A 20,016-nucleotide genomic window follows, 5' to 3' on the forward strand; every position below is an offset into this window, starting at 1 on the left:
CGCGATCAGACGGCGCCGATCACCCCGCCATCGTCACGCGTGATGAGCACGGTGGTCGAGCGCGGGCGCGTGACGCCATCGCTGGCCGGATAGCTGATGCCCGGATGCTGGATGTTGATCCACATCGCGCGGCTGTCGGGACTCCAGGTCAGGCCGGTGATTTCGCAGCCGCGCGGGCCGACCAGGAAGCGCCGCACCTCGCGCGTGGCCGGATCGGCGCACAGGAGCTGGTTGCAGCCCATGGTCTGCATCACCGGTTCGGCATCGTCGTAATCCGTCTCTATCCAGAGCCGCCCGTCCTTGTCGAAGGCGAGCCCGTCCGGCGAGGAAAACAGGTCGCCCTTGATGTTGCCGGTCAGATGCGCCGGCACCGGCCTGCCGTCGGCATCCTTGCTGCCGTCCGCCTCGCCCGCCAGCAGGAACAGTTCCCAGCGGAAGGTGGTGGCGGCCGGATGGTTGCCGGCTTCGTTGATGCGCAGGATCTGTCCGTGCAGGTTCTGCGGGCGCGGATTGGCGGCATCGACCGCGAACTTGTCGCCGCGCTGGTCGTTGTTGGTCAGCGTGACGAACACGTCGAGCGACTGCGGATGCACGGCAGCCCATTCCGGCCGGTCCATCGGCGTGGCGCCGAGCAGGTCGGCGGCGGCGCGCGCGTTGAGCAGCACCTCGGACTGGCTGGCGAAACCGTTCTCCGCAACCAGTCCTTCATTACCATGCACGAGCGCCTTCCATTCACCGGAACCGTCGGCCGCCAGCCTGGCGACGTACAGCGTGCCGCTGTCGAGCAGGTCGCGGTTGGCCGCCGGATTGGCGGCATCGTAACGGCCGGCCGGGACGAATTTATAAACGTATTCGCCGCGCGTATCGTCCCCGGAATAGAAGGCCATGCGGCCGTCGGCCGCCACCGACGGCGTGGCGCACTCGCGGCAGAAGCGGCCGAAGGCGGTACGCTTGACCGGCTTGCTGTTCGGGTCGAAGGGATCAATTTCCACCACCCAGCCGAAGCGATGCGGTTCGTTGACGTAGCCGCCGTGCGGTTGCGTCGCGTCGGGCGTGGCGTCGAAGCGCGGATCGGCGCTTTCCCACGAGTAGGTCTTGCTGGCGCTGCCGTTCGAGATGCCGTAGCGCTTGTGCGAAACGCGCTGCGCATAATCCTCGCGATCGCGGTTGACGAAATAGTTGTGCCAGTTTTCCTCGCACGCGAGATAGGTGCCCCACGGCGTGAAGCCGCGCGAACAGTTATTGAGCGTACCCAGCACCTCGCGCCCCGACGGATCGGCCGCCGTCTTCATCGATGCGTGGCCGGCCAGCGGTCCGCTGATGCGCATCGGCGTCAGCGCCGAGATGCGCCGGTTGTAGTGCGACGGATAGATGCGCTGCCACTGTCCCTGGGCATCCTTGCTCACCTCGATCACGCTCACGCCGTGCGCTGCCTGCTCCTTGCGCACCTCGGCCAGCGGCCGCCTGCCGCCGACTTTGCTCATGCCTTGCGGATGCAGGGTCGGGTTGACGTATTCGTGATTGATGACCAGCAGGCCGTGACGATCGGGATCGTCTGCGAACGGAAAATAATGCATGCCGTCGTGGTTCTCGCCCGCCTGCAGCGACTGCGCCTGCCAGCCGTCGCTGGCGTCGGCCTTCCAGGCCGGCGCACCACGCTCGACCGGATCGCCCCACGAGAAGAAGGCACGCGCGGTATAACCTTCGGCCACGATCACGCGATCGAATGCCGGATCCTGCTGCACCGGGATGCCGTCGAATCCGATCAGGCGCGCCGGCAGTTCGCCTGACGCCTTCTGCCCGCCTTCCAGCCCGCAGCCGCCGAGAAATCCCAGCGCCGCCACACCGAGGCCGCCCTTCAGGACATGGCGCCGTGTGACGCTGGAAAGAGCTGCCAGCGCCGGGTTGTTGCTGGGGTTGATCGCCAGATCGTCATGCGCCTGCATCTCCTGATGGAAGCGTGCGCATTCCTGTTCCATATGCTTTTTCATGGGTCATTCTTCATCGTTGAAAGTACCGGGCACCTGCTCGCGCCTATTGCACACCCTGCGCGATGCGGTACTGGAAAGTGTTGTTTACGTCGGGCACGGCCACGGCCCGGCCATCGATCACGCGCGGTTCGTAGCGGAATCCCCTGGCCGCCTCGAGCGAGGGGCGAATGAAGAGCGGATGACAGTCGCCCACCACCTGCGGCTGCTCGACGCGTCCCATGGCGTTGACCGTGTAGCTGACGGTGCAACTACCCTCGATGTTCTTGTCCAGCGCCCGTTGCGGATAGGCGGGCGCCTTCTTCTCGATGGGCAGATACTGCCGGCTGGCCGCCAGCCGCTCCGCTTCCATCTGCCGCACTCGCGCTGCCTGCTCGGCTGCCTCGCGCGCGCGTTGCTCGGTTCGTTGCTGATCAGCCTGACGCTGCGCCTCGGCCTCTCTCTGCACAGTATCGTCTTGCGATTCCTGCCGATCTTCGCGCGGTGCCGTCTCCGGCACGGCCTTGGTCTCCGGCTTCATCCGCTTGTGCGCCAGCTCGGCGCGCTCAGGGCTGGGCGGCGCGATCGGACGAGGCAATTCTTTCTTCTGCGGCGCAGGTTCAGGTGCCGCCGTCACCGGCTCGGCGACCGGCTGCGGTGCAGAGACAATCATCGCAATACGGATACTGGCAGGCGGCGGTGCGGGCGGCATCGGCGCCTGCCAGTTCAGCAACAACGAAGCACCGATCAGCAGGTGAAAGCCGATTGCCAGCCCGCCCGCCGTCAGCTTGCGAGCCGGCAGATCGGGCTTCATGGACAACGCAAACATCGGGCTCTCGGACATGGCCGCTGCACTCATTGCGGTGCCTCGGTGACCAGCCCGAGACTGCTGACGCCGCCGCGCTGCAGGGCGGCGATGCCGGCCACCACGGTCGCATAGTCGGCGGCGCGGTCGGCGCGCACATAGACCTGGGTGTCGCCGCGCTCGGCGATGATGGCGCCGACCTTGCGCATCATCTCGTCGAGGCCGACCGCGCTGTCGGTCTGCCGCGTGGTATCGAGTTCGCTGCCGAGGTTCCAGTAGTAGCTGCCATCGGCCTTGACCGACAGCGTCAGGATCTGGCGCTCGGCGTCCACCGGCAACGCCTCGCTGGCGACCTTCGGCAGTTCGAGCTTGACGCCCTGCAGCAGCATCGGCGTGGTCACCATGAAGATCACCAGCAGCACCAGCATGACGTCGATGTAGGGCACCACGTTCATCTCGGCCTTGGGACCGTACTTGCCTTGCGGTTTGCGCATGCCGTTCCGCTCCTTACGCCGCCATCGCTTCGGCCGGCCGGCGCACGGCGCCATGCAGGAGTCGATGCAGGCGCATCTGCAGCTCGTTGCCGAAATGGTAGTAATGCGCGCCCAGCGTGGCGGCACGCGCACTCAGGCGGTTGTAGGCGATGACGGCCGGAATCGCCGCGAACAGGCCGATGGCCGTGGCGATCAGCGCTTCGGCAATGCCGGGAGCGACGGTCGACAAGGTGGCCTGCTGCACCTGCGACAACCCGATGAAGGAATTCATGATGCCCCACACGGTGCCGAACAGACCGATGTAGGGGCTGACCGAACCGACCGTGGCGAGAATCGACAGGCCCTGCTCGAGCTGCGTTTCCTGTTCGCCGATGGCGACCAGCATGGCGCGCTCGACGCCTTCGCGCACTTCGTCGGCGGCCATGCCGGGTTCGCCCGCCAGCTGCAGGTATTCGTGGTAGCCGGCCAGGAACACCGGCAGCACGCCGCCGTCGTCCGGCGCGCGGCGCGTGTCCTGATACAGACGGTGCATGTCGGCCGTCTGGCGGAAGCGCGCGCGGAACTGTTGCAGTTCCTTTTCGCGCCGGCGCAGGCCCGCATTGCGCAGGATGATCAGATACCAGCTCAATACGGACGCCAGTACCAGGATCAGCATCACCGCCTGTACCAGCAGACTGGCGTCGGCGATCAGCCCCCAGATCGTCATGTGTTCAAGTGTGTCTTGCATGGGAGATTCCTCGCTGTCCGTCCCGCCGCATGCGAGCGGGACGCTTCATTGAATGACATTCATGTTGCAGCTTGATGACCACGGCGTTCATTCCAGTCCGAGCGCGTCAGCCACCGCCGACCACGGCAGGTACTTGTAATTCTGGTTGCCTTCCGGCATGCGCTTGCGGCCGTCCTGCACCACCAGCATGCCGCGCTGCCAGATGCCGCCGAGATTGGCCGAGGTCACCTCGAGGCCATCGGTTTCCGACACGCCGTCTATGCCCTTCTCGGCATCGAGGCCGATGCGGAAGGCGCCGCGCGGCGCATAGGGCGGCCTGCCATCGAGCACGACATAACTGTCGTTGCCCTGGCTCGAAATCACCAGATAATCGTTGCGCTGTCCCTGATAGAAGGCGAGTCCCTCGATATCGTCATGCACCAGCGGACCGACGCCGATCACCTTGTCGAGCTGCGGCGCCACTTCGGCACGCGCATCGAGCGCCCACACCGCAACATCTTCCTCGCCAACGAACAGGCGCTGGTTGCGGTCATCGGCCACGCAGCCTTCGGGCTGGCTGGCGACCCGGAAGCGGCGCACTTCCTCGCTGGCGATGCGTCCCTGCACGGAACGCAGGCGGTATTGCACGAAGGTGCCGTCCTTGCCATTGGGAATCGCATACACGCGGCCCTTGTCGTCCTTGAACATGCAGATGCCATAGATGTCCTTGAGCGTGGTCGCCTGCTGTCCGAGATCGCTGACCTTGCCACTGCTGCGATCGATGCCGAACAGGTGCAGGCTGTCATGGTCGCGGTTGGTCGCCACCGCAAGATCGATCAGGCGGCCGTTGTGCATGAAACCGGCACGGATATCGACATTGTTCAGACGTCCCACGCGCAGGTCCTGCAACTGCCGACCCTGCAGGTCATAGACCAGCAGGCCGCCCTGCTTGTCGGTCGCCAGCACGCGGCTGCGCGCCGGATCGGTCGGATGCACCCAGATCGCCGGATCGTCGGCGGCGTCACCCAGGCTCGGCACGCCATCGGTCTGCACCTGCGCCGGCAGTACCGGCAATGCGGCACGCTTCTGCGGCGCCGGCGGCAGCCAGTCGAGCGATGCACGGTGCAGGCCGCGCTCGTCCTGGATCAGCAGCGCAAGGCCAGCGCCATCGACACGCGCGCTCAGGTTTTCCGGTTCATCGAAGGCATCAAGCGCGATTACCGGCCGGGCCTGCCAGCGCTTCTTCCTTCCCTCCTGCACATAGCGATGCAGCGTCTTTTGCTCGGCATCGAGCAGCAGCACGCCGCCCGGCACCACTGCCATGCCGGCCGCGCTGCCGGCAATGTCGCCGAACGGCTTGACCGCCGCCACCGGGTAACGCACCAGATCGGCTTCGGCATGCGCCTCGTAGGCCCACAGGCCGACCTTTTCCTCGTTCACGTAGAGCAGTTCCGCTTCGTCATCGACGCGGCAGAACTCGCTGGCAGGCGGCAGGCTCAGCGCGCGCACGCGCTGCGGCCGGCCCAGCGGCGTCGCATGGTGTGCCACCAGCCATTGTTCGCCCAATCCTTCTTCGCCAACCAGGAACAGAAAGGCATTGGCCGTGCTGTCGCGATAGAGGCAGACGCCATCCACCTTGAACGACGGTCGCGGCAGATACTGCGGCGCGCTCCAGCGGCCGGCCGTCATGCCGACCACCATCGGCTGCTGGCGATCGACATCGACGGTTGCCAGCAGAAAACCCTGCGCATCTATACGGTGATCGATGGCGCCGAATTTTCCAGGCAGGCGGCTCAGTTCCCGACCGTCCTGCGCCAGCACCAGCAGCCCCTTCTTCTTGTGCACGACCAGGCGGTCGGCGCCAGCCAGAAAACGGTCGTCGGACAGCAGCTGCGCGCTTTCCACCTTGAGTTCGCGATCGATGGCCGCTGCCTGCAAGGCAGGAACCGCCGCCGGTGCAGGCACCGGCGCCTGCTGTTCGGCCACCTGCGCCGACACGCTGCGCGGATGCTGACAGGCAGACAGTCCCAGCACGAGCGCCAGCAGCAGGCCGCCTTTCATGAATGGATGTTGCATAGGCATGTTTCGTTCTTTCGTATGATCAGAAATCGGTCAGGGTCAGGCTGATCTTGTAGGTCGGGCCGTACTTTTCGTACTGCGCGTTGAGATCGCGGCGACCGCTGTAGATGTAGTAAGACTCGTTGGTCAGGTTCTGCGCCATGAACGAGAGCTTGATCTTCGGCGTGATGTAGTAGCTCGCGCTGAAATCGACGAACAGCTGCGAATCGGCGTGGCGATCGCGATTGGCGTCATCGACGGCCGCCACCTCGGCCAGATAGCTCGACTTGTAGTTGGCCGACAGGCGCGTGCTGAACTTTCTGTTCTCCCAGCCCAGCATCAGGTTGCCGACCTTGCTCGACTGGTTGGGCAGATCGATGGTGCGGCGCGTGCCCAGTCCTTCGATCTCGGCGCGCGAATGGCTGAAGGTGGCATTGGCGCCGACCAGCAAGCCGTTCCACGGCGACGGCAGCCAGTCGAGCTTCTGCGAATAGGCCAGTTCCAGACCATAAAGTTTGGCCTCGTTGCCGTTGGCGAAGGTCACGGCCTCGCTGAAGTCGGCCCATCTGCCGTTGCCGGCCAGATCGGTCTGATAGACGAAGTTTTTGATGTCCTTGTGGAACACGAAGGCCGACAGCACGCCGGCACGGCCCATGTAATGCTCGATGCCGACGTCGATGTTGCGCGCCTTCAGCGGATCGAGATCGGGATTGCCGAAGCTGGCTTCGTCGTCGTCGATCACGAAGCCCGGCGCCAGCGCCTCGAAGGTCGGACGCACCACGGTATTGGTCCAGGCCGCGCGCAGCTTGGTGCGGTCGTTCAACTGATAGCTGCCATGCAGGCCCGGCAGCCAGTGGTGATAGCGCTTGATGCTGTTGTTCTCCTCGAACTCGCCATCGTTGATGCCGGTGCCGCTGGCCGAGAAACGCGTGCCCTCGTAGCGCAGGCCGGCGATCACGCGCCATTTGTCGATGTCGATGGTGTTCATCACATAGGCGGCGTTGATGTCTTCGCTCATGCGGAAATCGTTGATGCGCGATTCTTCCTCGTCGTAGGCAGCGTTGTGGTCGAGCGTGGCCAGCAGGCGGCGGATCGCGGCGTCGCTGATGCCGGGGCCGAAGTAGCCGAGACCGTAACGCGCATTGCTGCCGGCATAGCTGTCGAGTCCCGTGGGCGCACTGCCGAAATCGTCATACTTCCAGACGTTCAGTTCGTTGCGCTTGTCGCGGCGGCTGATCTTGCCGCCGAACTTGATTTCGGACGCATGGCCGTTCCAGTCGTACTGGCGCGCAAGGTCGAGGCGGATGCTCTTTTCGGTATCGGTGGTCTTCTGCGATTCCGCTTCCACCTCGTCCAGCGTGAATTCGGTCGGATCGTAGAAGCCGGCACCAATGTTCAGGCGCGGCCGGCCCGGATTGGTGTAGCCTGCATTGGAGAAGTCGTCATTGCCTTCGAAGCCGGCGCCGGCGATGCCGAACGGCAGCTTTTCGCTGGCCTTGCTGTAGCCGAGCTGGCCGCTGGCGGTCCACAGGCCGAACGAGCGTTCGCCGCCCAGCACATAGGACTGGATCTGCTGCGTTTCCTTGCGACTCTTCAGTTCACGGTAGCCTTCCGCATCGCCGGTCTCGCCCGGCGCCAGCGGATCGGCGAATTCCACGCCGGCCGCATTGCGCTGCTCGGTATCCGAATAGCGGCTGAACAGCGTGCGCAGATAATAGTTGGACGTGTCGTCCGGCTGGTAATCGAAGTTCAGACCCACGCCCAGGCGTTCGCGCGTGATGTCGTAGCGGCGCTGCTCCATTTTCTCCAGCCGCGGCACGGCCGGGTCCGACAGGTCCCAGGCGCCTCCGGTCTCGACGTTATCGGAACCGAACTTGCGCTTCTGCCAGCTCACGGCCGCCGCCACGCCGAAGTTCTTGCGACCGCCGCCGATGTCGAAGCGGTTACTGATCGCGCCCGAGATCTTGGGGCTGTTCTCGCCGCTGTTGTCGTCGTGGCTGCCTTCGACCGACAGCGTGCGGAACAAACCTTCGTGATCGAAGGCCGACAGGCTGTGCACCTCGACCGTGCCGCCCAGCGAGTTGGCGTCCATGTCGGGCGTCAGCGTCTTGACCGCGGTGATCGACTGGATCAGTTCGCTCGGCAGCACGTCGAGCGCCACCGCGCGACGATCGCTTTCCGGCGCCGGCACCAGCGTGCCGTTGATGGTGACGCTGTTGAGATCGGGCGCGATGCCGCGAATGCTGACGAAGCGCCCCTCGCCCTGATCGCGCTCGACCGAGATGCCGGGAATCCGCTGCAGGGCTTCCGCCGCGTTGTCGTCCGGCAGCTGGCCGATACCGTCGGCATGCACCACGCTCTGGATACGATCGGAACGGCGCTGCTCGCCGAGCGCCTTGTCGATCTGCACCGCCTGGCCGACGACATCGACGTATTCGACCGCATTGCCGTCCGCGCTCTGCGCGGCCGCCGTGGTCGAGAGGCTCGCCATGGCAATCGCCATCAGGCTCAGCCTGAAACCTGCAGCACAGGTCTTCCCTGAATTCATGCACACATTCATCACAACTCCCCTTGGATAATTTGCCCACGCCCTGTCGAGGACATCGGGGCGCATCTTGACCATGCGATGTGACAGTTCCATGACAGACCAGACGGGAGTCGCGTGAAACGGGTGGAATTGCGTGGTGTTGCCGATGAATCTGAGCTGATTTGACCATCCGGCGACTGGCCTGCGAGCAGTCCGCGCATACTCGGCGGCATGGACAAAAAGTGCTCGCAATGCATGGCCAGCCTTGGTGCACGCCACCGGCCGATACCGGATGCTCTGCGCGTTCGGTAAAAAAATCTGCACGAGCGCTGCGCTGAATTGACCCGTTGCAGCCATGCCGCATGTCACGGAACTGCAATGTTTGCGCATTAGCATGCAGCAGATCGTCAACCATCGCGGCCGCGCGCCGCACCATCCCATGCACCCGTTCTTCACGCATCGCACACTGACGCTGGCCGGGCTGGCACTGGCCGCCATCGCCGGCCTCTACCTCTATCTGCTGGCCGGCGACGTCAAGCCGTGGGCCGAGATCGACTGGATGGACGTCTTCGCCGAAGGCGGCACCGCGCTGTTCGCGCTGCTGTGGCTGATGCTGCTGCTGACCAGCCGGCCGTCGGGTCGCGTCACGCATCTGCTGGCCGTCGGCCTGTGCTGCTTCATCTTCTCGTGGTGGATGGACATGCTTGACGAATTCATCGTCATCCCATCCACCGTGTTCTGGGACAACTGGCTGGAAAACCTGCCGATCCCGATCGGGCTGCTCATCCTCAGTTGCGGCATCTATCAGTGGCATCGCGAGGAACTGGCAATCCGCCTGCAGATGACCAAGCGCGAGCGCGTGTTCCGCGAACATCGCCTGTTCGACAAGCTGATCCCGCTCGGCGGCGCCGGTTATCTGCGCGAACAAGTAAAGATGGCGGTGCGCGAATCGGGCCGCCAGCAGCAGCCGCTGGCGCTGGTCGCCATCGACATCGACGACTTCCACCAGATCAATCGCCACCACGGCCCACAGGAAGGCGACAACGTGCTGCAGTCGGTCACGCAACTCCTGCTGCTGAACCTGCGCGGCCAGGACCTGCTGTGCCGTCTGGCCGGCGACCGCTTCGTCGCCGTGCTGCCCAACACCGGCGAAGCGGCGGCACGGCAGATCGCCGACGAATTGCGCAGCGCCGTCGCCAGCCTCGCCTACAAGACCACGGGACAAGGCGAGCGCATCCATCTGTCGGCCAGCACCGCCGTCACCATGGCACTGGACGAGGATTCGGAAACACTGATCGCGCGCGTCAACCTCGACCTGGTGCACGCCAAGCAGAACATCACCGCCAGTTCCTGAACCGTGGCCATCAAGCTCAAGGGCTACGAGCGCGACAGCAGCTTCATCGCAGCGCGCCACCAGCCCGCCATCCTGCTCGACCTCGGCATGTCGCGCGGCATCGACAGCCATCTGCTGCTGCGCGGCACGCAGCTGTTTCTCGACGACATCCTGAGCGGACACAAGCAGATCAGCCCGGCGCAGTTCCTCGCCATCATGGCCAACGTGCACAAGCGGCTGGACGCCGACGACACCAGCTTCCTGTACGGCCAGCGCCTGCTGCCGGGCCATCTTGGCGACGTCAGCCAGGCGCTGCATCACGCCGGCAACCTGCGCCAGGCCCTGCAGCACCTGTGCGCCTGCCATGCGCTGCTGTCGCCGCTGCTGACGCCACGCCTGGTCGAAAGCCGCACGCATGCCTTCGTCTATTGGCAGGACAGTTGCGGCGCCGGCAGCATGCGCACCTTTCTGGTGGAAGCCGGCGTCACCGCCGTGGCCGCCATGACGCGCTGGCTGTCGGGGGAACGGCTGCCATGGCGCTTCAGCTTCATGCATGCGCGGCCGTCCTACATCGAGCAGTACTGGGTACATCTGGGAGAAGACCTGGCCTTCGGCCAGCAGCTCGACATGATGGTGCTGCCGCGCGCCTGGCTCGACCGTCCGTGGCAAAACACCTCGGCCATCGGCCTGCAGACGGCGCTGGCCGGCAGCCGCGCGCAGATGGACGCACTCGAATGGCAGGAGAGTTTTCTCGACACGCTTTACAACCACCTGCGCCGGCACATCCGGCAACCGCTGCATCTGGATGGCGTGGCCGAGGCGTTCGACATGAGTCCGGCCTCACTCAAGCGCAAGCTGCAAAAGCACGACACGCACTTCCAGGAACAACTCGATCTGGCGCGCAAGCATGTCGCGCTGTACCTGTATCAGGTCGAAGGCTGCAGCAACCAGGAAGTTGCGCATTACCTGCGTTTCAACGACATCAACAACTTCCGCCGTTCCTTCAAGCGCTGGACCGGCTGCGCGCCCGGCCACCTGCAACCGGCCTGCTTCTGAAGCTGCTTCCAACCCTGCTTGTGACGCCTTCGGCGCCGCTTGCCGCCCGTCGCCTCTTGTGTCAGCATCACTGACTTGTCGGCACGGCCGGCATTCCCTACAGGCAAGGCAATCACACAATGATCTTTCGCAACAGCAGCGCCGGGCATCGGTCGTGGTCGGACACGCTCAAGGTCTATCTCGAACCGGCCACGCTGCGCATGCTGTTCCTCGGCTTTTCGGCCGGCCTGCCGCTGATGCTGGTACTCGGTACGCTGTCCTTCTGGCTGCGCGAAGCCGGCATCGACCGCAGCACCATCGGCTACCTGAGCTGGGTCGGCCTTGCCTATGCATTCAAGTGGATGTGGGCGCCGCTGGTCGATCGCATGCCGATCCCGCTGCTGACGCGCGCGATGGGCCGCCGCCGGAGCTGGCTGCTGCTGTCGCAACTGGCGATCATGGCGGGGCTGGCCGGCATGGCCTTCAACGACCCACGCCTCGCGCTCGAACCGGTGGTGTGGTGCGCACTGATGGTGGCCTTCGGCTCGGCCACGCAGGACATCGCGCTCGACGCCTTCCGCATCGAATCGGCCGACATCGACCGCCAGCCGGCGCTGGCGGCGAACTACCAGACCGGCTACCGGCTGGCGATGATCTGGGCCGGCGCCGGCGTGCTGTGGATCGCGGCGCGCGCCGAACTGGCCGACGTCGGCGACTACCAGCCGCATGCATGGCGCGTCGCCTACCTGGTGATGGCGGCATCGATGCTGGTCGGCGTCGTCACTGTGCTGTTCTGCAAGGAACCGGCACGGCGTGAACTGCCGCCGGCGAAGAATCTCGCGGCATGGCTGGACGACGTGGTGATCGGCCCGTTCCGCGAATTCATCCTGCGCTATCGCTGGCAGGCCGTGATCGTGCTGTCGCTGATCGCGGTCTATCGGATCAGCGACGTCGTGATGGGCATCATGGCCAATCCGTTCTATGTCGATATGGGCTACACCAAGGACGAGGTGGCGGCGGTGACCAAGGTGTTCGGCGTCATCATGACGCTGCTGGGTGCCTTCATCGGCGGTTCGCTGTCGATGCGCTTCGGCATGATGCGCATCCTGACGCTGGGCGCGATCCTGAGCGCGGCCAGCAACCTGCTGTTCGTCTGGCTCTCGGGCCATGGCCACGACGTCAGCGCGCTGGTGTTCGTGGTCTCCGCCGACAACCTGGCCGGCGGCATCGCCAGCGCCGCCTTCATCGGCTACCTGTCGAGCCTGACCAACATCAGCTATTCGGCCACGCAGTACGCGCTGTTCAGTTCGATGATGCTGCTGGTGCCGAAATTCATCGCCGGCTATTCGGGCGCCTACGTGGATGCTTTCGGCTATGCGAATTTCTTCACCGCGACCGCGCTGCTCGGCGTGCCGGTGATCGTGCTGCTGTGGCTGGCCGCGCGCGTGGTACCGCTCGGCAAACCCGAATAATCCCGATGGAATCTGCGATCAGACGATGAGCGGCAACGCCGTCGTCGTCCCGATTGCGGATGGTGGTTGAATCGCCGTTACTTCTTGCGCAGGCGGAACACGGCGAGGCTGCCGCGCCAGTTCGGCAGGAAATCGACGGGCTTGCCGTCGTCGAGCGCCACGCATTCGAGCACGCGCAAGCCGACCTCGTCGGCCAGCTCCTCGAAATCGCGGATCGTCGCGCAGCGCAGGTTGGGCGTGTCGTACCACTCGTAGGGCAGGCTCTTGGAAACCGGCATGCGCCCGCGCAGCAGCGCGATGCGATGCGGCCAGTAGGCGAAGTTGGGGAAGGAGACAATCGCTTCCTGCCCGACGCGCGCGATGTCGCGCAGCACGCCTTCCACGTCCTTCATCATCTGCAACGCCGACAGGCACAGCACGGTATCGAAGGTATCGTCACCGAAAATCGACAGGCCGGCTTCCAGATCGCGCTGGATCACCGACACGCCGCGCTCCACGCACAGCGGAATCATCGCGTCGTCGATCTCGATGCCGTAGCCGGTGCACTGCTTGTCCGACTGCAGATAATCCATCATCACGCCGTTGCCGCAGCCGAGGTCGAGTACGCGCGTGTTCTTTTCCACCCAGTGCGCGATGAACGCCAGGTCGGGCCGCAGCAGGCTCAGTTGTTCGAAGTTCATGCGCATGCTCCCGCCGTTTCGACCGTGGAGAATTCCGCCGCCATGCGGTTGAAATAGGCGCGCACCACGTTCATGTAGCGCGCATCGTCGAGCAGGAAGGCATCGTGGCCGTGCGGCGCGTCGATCTCGGCATAGGTCACGATGCGCTCGTTGGCGACCAGCGCCTCGACGATCTCGCGGCTGCGCTCGGGCGCGAAACGCCAGTCGGTCGAGAACGACACCACCAGGAACTTCGCGCGCGTGGCTTCCAGCGCCTTCGCCAGGTTGCCGCCAAAGTCCTTGGCCGGATCGAAGTAATCGAGCGCCTTGGTGATCAGCAAGTAAGTGTTGGCGTCGAAGTAGTCGGAGAACTTGTCGCCCTGGTAGCGCAGATAGGATTCGATCTCGAAATCGATGCCGTAGCCGAACTGGTAGCTGCCCGAGCGCAGGTCGCGCCCGAACTTGGCCGCCATGTCGTCGTCGGACAGGTAGGTGATATGGCCGAGCATGCGCGCCACGCGCAGGCCGTTCCTCGGCACCACGCCATGTTCGTAGAAATCGCCGCCGTGATAATCCGGGTCGGTCAGGATCGCCTGCCGCGCGACGTCGTCGAAGGCGATGTTCTGCGCCGACAGTTTGGGCGTGGAGGCGATCACGAGACAATGCCGCAGCCGCTCGGGAAACTGGATGCTCCACGACAGCGCCTGCATGCCGCCCAGCGAACCGCCCATCACCGCCGCGAACTGCGCGATGCCAAGTTCATCCGCCAGCCGCGCCTGCGCCTGCACCCAGTCCTCCACCGTAATGACCGGGAAATGCGCGCCGTACGGCTTGCCGGTCGCCGGATTGGTATGCATGGGTCCGGTCGAGCCGAAGCACGAACCGAGGTTATTGACGCCGATGACGAAGAAGCGGTCGGTATCGAGCGGCTTGCCGGGTCCCACCATGTTGTCCCACCAGCCGCGCGTGCCGGCATCGTCGCCGTAGGTACCCGCCACATGGTGCGAGGCATTCAGCGCGTGGCAGACCAGCACCGCGTTGGAACGGTCGGCATTGAGCGTACCGTAGGTCTCGTAGACCAGCGTGTAGTCGGAAATCTGCGCGCCGCTCTGCAGAGGCAGCGGCGTCGAAAAGAACATCGATTGCGGAGAAACGATCCCGAGAGAATTCATGTTGTCCATTCAGGTGGAGCACGCCCCGTCGGCACTTCCCGCGCCGAAAACAAAAAAGCCCGAAAGCGTTGCGCTTGCGGGCTAATTCGGAACTCTGCTGAGCACGCTTTAGCCGTATTTGTTACGCGCCCGCAAGCTGATATCAAATCGGCGCAATGGCATAAGGATAAACAAGTCCCGGAATGGCGTCAAACCGGATGGGACCGACGTTGCATTTCCCACAATCCTTGGTGCCCCTATCTCAGGAATCGGTCGGCAATGCTGTCTTTCACATACAGTTGGCGCAACAGATACTGGTCGAGACGTTTCCGGTCCGGGCTGCGCAGCTTGATCAATGACGGCAATTCTCCACGAACTCTCGAAAAGAAAAGCCGTATCTTGAGCGGCGTACGTCCCCATTTGCCCAGCACATGCAACGCATAGGGCCCGTCTTCCGCTTTCCCCAGACACAGGCGGTAACGACCGCCGCCCTGCAGAACGACCTGCATGGCCAGGTGAATGCTCAGATATTCGGGGATATCGATGTTCTGCCGGAGCTGGTCATAGCTTCCCCGTTCCCGCAGATACGCGACATATTCGGCACCACTGCGCGGAATCGCCGCTGCCACAAATTCGCGCAAGGCATCCCCGATAAACGCACTGCCTGCAGGCGCCGCCATGAACCAGCTTTCCACGACCGGAGATGTTGTCCGCGTCGTGTATTGTTCAAGGTAGTAACCGACGAAGTCGGCCCCGGCTTCAAGCTGCCGGCGTCCCACCCATTCAAGCGATTCGGTCAGTATCGTGCTCGCATCGAGCCAGATGCCGCCATGTCGATACAGCAGTTCGAGCCGAATCCAGTCAGAGCGCTTGGCAACGGGAATCCGGCCCAGATGGGCAGCCACCTCGGGAAGGTACTGGGGAAGCGTCTCGTCATTCAGGATACAGATGCGGAAATCCGGATTGAAGCGGCGCCAGTTCTCGAAACAGCGCTGGATCAGCAACGGTGGCTGTGCGCCGTTCCAGTATGCCCAGATAACAGACGGTATCTCTCCCGCAGGCGGCCTGTCGCTTCGCTCTTCCGGCGAGCCTGTTTCATAGGCGGCAAATCGCTGAGGAGCGATCTCTTCCAATGGCCGGGCACGCCAGCGATAAAAACGCTGGAACCAGCCTGCCAGCCAAAGTTCTGCTCTTGTCTTGAAAGTCAAATCTTGCATGGCTTCAATTCCATTGCCGTGAAAACCAATGATGGAACTTCGACCACTTTATCCATTGCCCGCGTCTCAGATACGCCTGCTCCAGCTCGCGCGCCGACAAAGGGGAGGACGCCTCGAAGTCCGCCCGGAATTGCAAGGCCAGCGCACGCACTTCGTCGCCCGACAATGCATCGGTCCGGCGGGACAGATATCGTGTCGCACCGATGAAATTGCGCGCGCATTGATGCGCGAGCGCGAAACGAAACGATGCATCGCCAGCCCATCCCTGGCTATCGATCTGGTCATAGAAATTCATCAGCGCCGCGGACTGGTCACACGCTTTTTTCGCATTCATCGACGCCAGAATACTGCTGATGCGCTGGCGATAGGCAACCCATGAATGCGCAACATGGTAAAAACTGTCCGCCCTGGCCGCCATCAGCAACATCGTGCGCATGTCTTCGAAATACCTGCCTTCGGGAAATCGCAAACCGCCATGCCACAGGGATCGACGGGAAATCTTCGACCATGCATGCAACTGGCCGGTACGCAGCAAGCCGGTCAGCAGATGCGCACGATCATGCAGTAAAGCATTGGTTTTCCCCTTGAAGGTACGCCTGCAATGCTCTCCGCGCAGCCGATGCTTGAGTCTGGGCCTGTCCCGCCAGACCTGAAAATCGCAGAGAACAACATCAGGAGCGTGTGCATGCACCACGGCATGAAGCTCCGCCACCGCCTCGGGAAGCAGCTTGTCGTCCGAGTCGAGAAACCAGAGATACTGTCCCCTGGCCGCGTCGATCATCGTGTTGCGCGCAGCACTCAAGCCACCGTTCTTCGCATGCTGCAGAACCGTGATGCGCCCACGCCATTGTTCTTTCAACTGCAACATCAACTCCCACGATCCATCCGTGGAGCAGTCGTCGAGCAGGATCACTTCCACTTCTTCGTCGACCTGGCTCATGACGGAGTCGACACACTCCTTCAAATACGCTTGCACGTTGAAAACCGGAATAAGTATGCTCAGCCAGGGAGAAGAAGGTGCCGGGTTCGCCGTGCCGATGAGGTTATTCACGTCCGGCCCTCGTTTCCTGCGATGGCCGACCGCTCATGATCGTTGCAAACAGGGATTCATAGTCGCTTGTCATGCGTTCCATGCTGTAGTGACCGATGGCGTCGCGACGTGCGGCGTCAGCCATGCGCTGGGCGCCAACATCGTCACGCAGCAGATCTTCCAATGCATCCGCCAGCGAAGATGGAGAAGCGTGCTCCGCCAGCAGACCATTGTACCGATGATCGATGACTTCCTGCACACCGACGACCTGGCTGCCAACCACCGCGCAGCCGGCGGCCATCCCCTCGATGAGGGACAACGGCATGCCTTCATAGTGCGTGGCCAATACGCATATCCGGTGCTGCATCAGCAAGGCAGGCACATCACTGCAGAAACCGATAAAGTTCACCTGCTCCTGCAACCCCAGTTGGTTGCACAATTCCTGAGCCGCATGCTTGTAACGCATCTTGCCGCCGCCGGCGAATTGCAATGTTGGTCGCAAGCCGCGATCGCGCAATAGCGCCAAGGCGCGAAGCAGGGTTTCATGATCTTTCTGCCGCGCAAAACGGGCTGCCATGACAATACCGGGAATGCGCGCCGCCAGTTCCGGCACCGGCCCCTGATAGGGAACCAGACGAATGCCGTTTGGTATGGCCATCGTCTTTTCCGCAGGAAAACCGCGCGCCAGCAAACTGGACCGCACGCCTTCCGAACAGCCGACGATGGCATCCGTGCATTTGCTCAACCACAAGGCCTGGCTCAAACGACATCGCGAATATCGCTCACGCGAATTATGCTCGACGTGAATCATGTGCGGCACCTTTGCCAACAGCCCCGCATAGCGTCCCCACAAATGATCGCTGAAACCGTGCGCGACCAGAATGTCCGGACAAAACCGGCGACAGATTCGCGCGAGTTGCCAGATCGTGACGGCATGGGACCATCCCGCGACGACCTCGACATCCAGTCCTTTCTGTCGCAACGCCTCGACTCGCCCGGACTCCGTATTTCGCTTCCTGCGCAAGACCAGCTTGGCGTCGAAATTCCCCGATGCCCGATGCGCTTCCACCAAGTCGATCGCGACCTGGGTGGCACCTGAGAAGCCACCCGTCACGAAATGCAGAACGCGCGGCGCACGTATGCCAGCCCGTGCATCCGCATCGACCCGATTGGCAACGGCTGGCATATCAGCCATAAGAAATATTCTCTTCGGAATCCTTCAGGCCCGACAGCGTCGACCAAAGGATGATGACGAAAAACGTGAAGGCAATGATGCCAATGTTGTGCACGAAGAAATGCTGCGATTGCCCGAATACGAAATACATCACGGGCAGCGTGATGCCGCAAAGACGCAAGGCCAGTTCTTCCCTCCATAAACGAGGCGTGGCTTCCCGCTTTTTCATGCGGCGCGCCGTGGGCCAGAAAATCCAAAGCGTATAGAGATAGAGAAAAGCCTGGACAAGCATCCCTGGTATCCCCGTTTTCACCCAAAGGTCGATGAACTCGTTGTGGATGAAATTGAATTGGCGAGTCGATTTCGCATACCGGCCATCATCCACCCGCTGGTGCATTTCCCTCAGATACTCACGCGCGCCCCATCCGAAGAACGGTTTTTCCTTTATCATCTCGACCGCCGTGCGATATTGCTCCAGTCTTATGCCGAGAGAGCTGGAAGTTCTGGTTTTGTCCGACAACTGCAGATATTCGCTCACTTCATGCTGGGCCTTTTCGAAACGGTCGCAAAGCATGTGCGTATTCGTTGCCGCGATAAGGACGGCCGCCACGATGATGGTCAGGCCAAACTTCTTGAAGAGATCGCGCCGATAAGAAAAAACGAAAATTCCCATCAGGGGAATGATCGCGCCCAGCGCAATCCATCCGCCACGCGATGCCGACAATATCGACGCTTCCACGCCAAGTGCGATGCAAAACAGGATGCCGGCACGATGCATCCAGTTTTTTTCATGCCAGAAGACACTGAGTTGTATCGCGAGCATTGTCGCCATCAGCAAGGCAACATTGCCCCATTGAATGGCATTCGTATAACCATTCGCTCTTTCAAGCTCCAGATGATAAACCTGCCACAATCCCGTCAATCCGGCTCCCGCGCAGCCGATGGCCAGTCCCCAGTAGAACGCTTGGCGTTTGGGAGGAAATGTCACCGCATACATCAGGCAAAGTATGCTGACAACAAATTTGGCGGACCGGTCCACCCGACTCAATCCGTCGCCAAATGCGTATAGCTCGAACCACAAGACAGCCATCGCGAAAAAAGACGCTGCAATGCCTATGGTGACCCTGGAGTACGATTCGCGTACCAGGCGTGGCAGACAAAACAATGCGGCAAGAAGAAAAATCGCCACCCCATATTGATATCCCGATCTAAGCCATAAAGCAGTGGCTGGCATCATGAATGCCGCGATCGATGCAATCGTTCGCAGCAAGTCCTCATTGAGCTTCTTCAAAAAATCCTCTTCTTCTCAATCATCAAAACCGTGCGGATTCATCGTCTGCCATCGCCACGAGTCCCTGCACATCTCCGCCAGTCCTCTGTCTGCACGCCAATTCAGCAAGTTTTCTGCCAATCCCACATCTGCATAACACTCGGCGATGTCTCCCGGTCTGCGCGCCACCACCTGATAATCGATGGGCCGTCCACTCGCCTCGGCATAGGCACGGACCACTTCGAGAACGCTATAGCCGGTTCCCGTCCCCAGATTGACGGTAAAGGATGGCGCTCCTTCGAAAAGATGAGCGACGGCCCTGACATGTCCCAGCGCCAGGTCCACGACATGGATGTAATCGCGCACTCCCGTGCCGTCCCTGGTCGCATAATCGCCACCATAGACGTTCAGTTTCTCCAGGTTGCCGACAGCCACATTGGCGACATAAGGAAACAGATTGTTCGGTATCCCCTTGGGCGACTCTCCCAGCAAACCGCTGGCATGGGCGCCAACCGGATTGAAGTAGCGCAGATATCCGATACGCCATTCGGGATCGGCCGACTCGAGATCGCGCAGGATCCGCTCGCTCATCAACTTGGTGCGACCGTAAGGGTTGGTCGCGCTGACAGGGAAATCCTCCCTGATCGGTACTGAAGCCGGATCACCATACACCGTGGCGGAAGAGCTGAAGATGAAATTCCTGACGCCGGCATTTCTTGCCGCCTGCAGCAGCGTCACCAATCCCGTCACGTTCACATCGTAGTACTCGAGCGGCTTGGCGACCGACTCGCCGACGGCCTTGAGGGCTGCAAAGTGAATGAGCGCATCGATGCGATGGGAAGCAAATACATCGGCAAGCAGTTGCGCATCCCGCACGTCGCCCTTGATGAATACGGGATGTTTGCCGGCAATACCGGCAACGCGTTCGAGCACTTTCTCCGAGCTGTTGCACAGATTGTCGAGTCCGATGACCTGATAGCCGGCCTCCAGCAGTTCGCACCAGGTATGCGACCCGATGTAGCCCGTCGCACCCGTCAGTAATATGGTTTTCATTATTCGTAGCGGTCCGTCAATGGCAATGCGCCGTTCAAATTGCTGCGCTACCCGGATCGGAGCAG

16 protein-coding genes are annotated in these 20,016 nt (G+C 62.3%); 3 read left to right on the plus strand and 13 right to left on the minus strand.

Translation table 11 applies throughout. The features are described 5' to 3' along the window. Positions 1–5 precede the first annotated feature (5 nt). The 6 genes from IEV38_RS02435 to IEV38_RS02460 form a co-directional block, all read right to left on the minus strand. Entirely contained in the window at positions 6–1,991 is a 1,986-nt protein-coding gene (locus IEV38_RS02435; RefSeq protein WP_229728507.1) for a PhoX family protein, read from the minus strand. Between the two features lie 43 nt (positions 1,992–2,034). Beyond that, positions 2,035–2,826, minus strand: a complete 792-nt coding sequence (locus IEV38_RS02440) for an energy transducer TonB (protein WP_188394561.1) — start codon at positions 2,824–2,826, stop codon at positions 2,035–2,037. Continuing rightward, the gene (gene tolR / locus IEV38_RS02445) at positions 2,823–3,266 is read right to left on the minus strand and encodes a protein TolR (protein WP_188394562.1); all 444 of its coding nucleotides are present in this window, start codon (positions 3,264–3,266) and stop codon (positions 2,823–2,825) included. The genes IEV38_RS02440 and tolR overlap by 4 nt, the downstream gene beginning before the upstream one ends. Before the next feature lie 13 nt (positions 3,267–3,279). Beyond that, on the minus strand, positions 3,280–3,993 hold the full coding sequence (gene tolQ / locus IEV38_RS02450) for a protein TolQ (protein ID WP_188394563.1): 714 nt from the start codon (positions 3,991–3,993) through the stop codon (positions 3,280–3,282). A gap of 87 nt (positions 3,994–4,080) precedes the next feature. Continuing rightward, complete coding sequence (locus IEV38_RS02455) at positions 4,081–6,048, minus strand: phytase (RefSeq protein WP_229728508.1); 1,968 nt, start codon at positions 6,046–6,048, stop codon at positions 4,081–4,083. Between the two features lie 25 nt (positions 6,049–6,073). Then, on the minus strand, positions 6,074–8,578 hold the full coding sequence (locus tag IEV38_RS02460) for a TonB-dependent receptor (protein ID WP_188394564.1): 2,505 nt from the start codon (positions 8,576–8,578) through the stop codon (positions 6,074–6,076). A 373-nt stretch (positions 8,579–8,951) separates the two neighbouring features. On the opposite strand from IEV38_RS02460, the gene IEV38_RS02465 reads away from it, so the two are divergent. From IEV38_RS02465 to IEV38_RS02475, 3 genes are all read left to right on the plus strand, one after another. Continuing rightward, positions 8,952–9,911, plus strand: a complete 960-nt coding sequence (locus tag IEV38_RS02465; RefSeq protein ID WP_229728509.1) for a GGDEF domain-containing protein — start codon at positions 8,952–8,954, stop codon at positions 9,909–9,911. 3 nt (positions 9,912–9,914) lie between these two features. Next, positions 9,915–10,946, plus strand: a complete 1,032-nt coding sequence (locus tag IEV38_RS02470) for an AraC family transcriptional regulator ligand-binding domain-containing protein (protein WP_229728510.1) — start codon at positions 9,915–9,917, stop codon at positions 10,944–10,946. 119 nt (positions 10,947–11,065) lie between these two features. Continuing rightward, complete coding sequence (locus tag IEV38_RS02475) at positions 11,066–12,397, plus strand: AmpG family muropeptide MFS transporter (RefSeq protein WP_188394565.1); 1,332 nt, start codon at positions 11,066–11,068, stop codon at positions 12,395–12,397. A gap of 77 nt (positions 12,398–12,474) precedes the next feature. Here IEV38_RS02475 and metW read toward each other — a convergent pair whose 3' ends face one another. The 7 genes from metW to galE all read right to left on the minus strand — a co-directional run bounded on the left by metW (position 12,475) and on the right by galE (position 19,954). Continuing rightward, the gene (metW, locus tag IEV38_RS02480; protein ID WP_188394566.1) at positions 12,475–13,077 is read right to left on the minus strand and encodes a methionine biosynthesis protein MetW; all 603 of its coding nucleotides are present in this window, start codon (positions 13,075–13,077) and stop codon (positions 12,475–12,477) included. Next, the gene (gene metX / locus IEV38_RS02485) at positions 13,074–14,228 is read right to left on the minus strand and encodes a homoserine O-succinyltransferase MetX (protein ID WP_188394567.1); all 1,155 of its coding nucleotides are present in this window, start codon (positions 14,226–14,228) and stop codon (positions 13,074–13,076) included. Before metX ends, metW begins: the two co-directional genes overlap by 4 nt. Positions 14,229–14,464: 236 nt before the next feature. Further along, positions 14,465–15,424: a glycosyltransferase family 32 protein gene (locus IEV38_RS02490; protein WP_188394568.1), complete on the minus strand. Its 960-nt coding sequence runs from the start codon at positions 15,422–15,424 to the stop codon at positions 14,465–14,467. Positions 15,425–15,428: 4 nt separating this feature from the next. Continuing rightward, positions 15,429–16,475: a glycosyltransferase family 2 protein gene (locus IEV38_RS02495; protein WP_229728511.1), complete on the minus strand. Its 1,047-nt coding sequence runs from the start codon at positions 16,473–16,475 to the stop codon at positions 15,429–15,431. Next, positions 16,468–17,640, minus strand: coding sequence for a glycosyltransferase (locus tag IEV38_RS02500; protein WP_188394800.1), 1,173 nt, complete (start codon positions 17,638–17,640; stop codon positions 16,468–16,470). Before IEV38_RS02500 ends, IEV38_RS02495 begins: the two co-directional genes overlap by 8 nt. A gap of 1 nt (position 17,641) precedes the next feature. Further along, positions 17,642–18,919: an O-antigen ligase family protein gene (locus IEV38_RS02505; protein ID WP_188394569.1), complete on the minus strand. Its 1,278-nt coding sequence runs from the start codon at positions 18,917–18,919 to the stop codon at positions 17,642–17,644. A 15-nt stretch (positions 18,920–18,934) separates the two neighbouring features. Continuing rightward, positions 18,935–19,954, minus strand: a complete 1,020-nt coding sequence (galE, locus tag IEV38_RS02510) for a UDP-glucose 4-epimerase GalE (RefSeq protein WP_188394801.1) — start codon at positions 19,952–19,954, stop codon at positions 18,935–18,937. Positions 19,955–20,016 lie beyond the last annotated feature (62 nt).

The organism is Oxalicibacterium flavum (assembly GCF_014635065.1).
In the GTDB taxonomy this organism is placed as follows: Bacteria; Pseudomonadota; Gammaproteobacteria; order Burkholderiales; family Burkholderiaceae_D; genus Oxalicibacterium; species Oxalicibacterium flavum.

Bases quoted from the DNA above. Each gene is read 5' to 3' on its own strand.
- IEV38_RS02435 (WP_229728507.1), bottom strand. From the start codon at position 1,991: ATGAAAAAGCATATGGAACAGGAATGCGCACGCTTCCATCAGGAGATG.
- IEV38_RS02440 (WP_188394561.1), bottom strand. From the start codon at position 2,826: ATGAGTGCAGCGGCCATGTCCGAGAGCCCGATGTTTGCGTTGTCCATG.
- tolR (WP_188394562.1), bottom strand. From the start codon at position 3,266: ATGCGCAAACCGCAAGGCAAGTACGGTCCCAAGGCCGAGATGAACGTG.
- tolQ (WP_188394563.1), bottom strand. From the start codon at position 3,993: ATGCAAGACACACTTGAACACATGACGATCTGGGGGCTGATCGCCGAC.
- IEV38_RS02455 (WP_229728508.1), bottom strand. From the start codon at position 6,048: ATGCAACATCCATTCATGAAAGGCGGCCTGCTGCTGGCGCTCGTGCTG.
- IEV38_RS02460 (WP_188394564.1), bottom strand. From the start codon at position 8,578: ATGAATTCAGGGAAGACCTGTGCTGCAGGTTTCAGGCTGAGCCTGATG.
- IEV38_RS02465 (WP_229728509.1), top strand. From the start codon at position 8,952: ATGCAGCAGATCGTCAACCATCGCGGCCGCGCGCCGCACCATCCCATG.
- IEV38_RS02475 (WP_188394565.1), top strand. From the start codon at position 11,066: ATGATCTTTCGCAACAGCAGCGCCGGGCATCGGTCGTGGTCGGACACG.
- metW (WP_188394566.1), bottom strand. From the start codon at position 13,077: ATGAACTTCGAACAACTGAGCCTGCTGCGGCCCGACCTGGCGTTCATC.
- metX (WP_188394567.1), bottom strand. From the start codon at position 14,228: ATGAATTCTCTCGGGATCGTTTCTCCGCAATCGATGTTCTTTTCGACG.
- IEV38_RS02490 (WP_188394568.1), bottom strand. From the start codon at position 15,424: ATGCAAGATTTGACTTTCAAGACAAGAGCAGAACTTTGGCTGGCAGGC.
- IEV38_RS02500 (WP_188394800.1), bottom strand. From the start codon at position 17,640: ATGCCAGCCGTTGCCAATCGGGTCGATGCGGATGCACGGGCTGGCATA.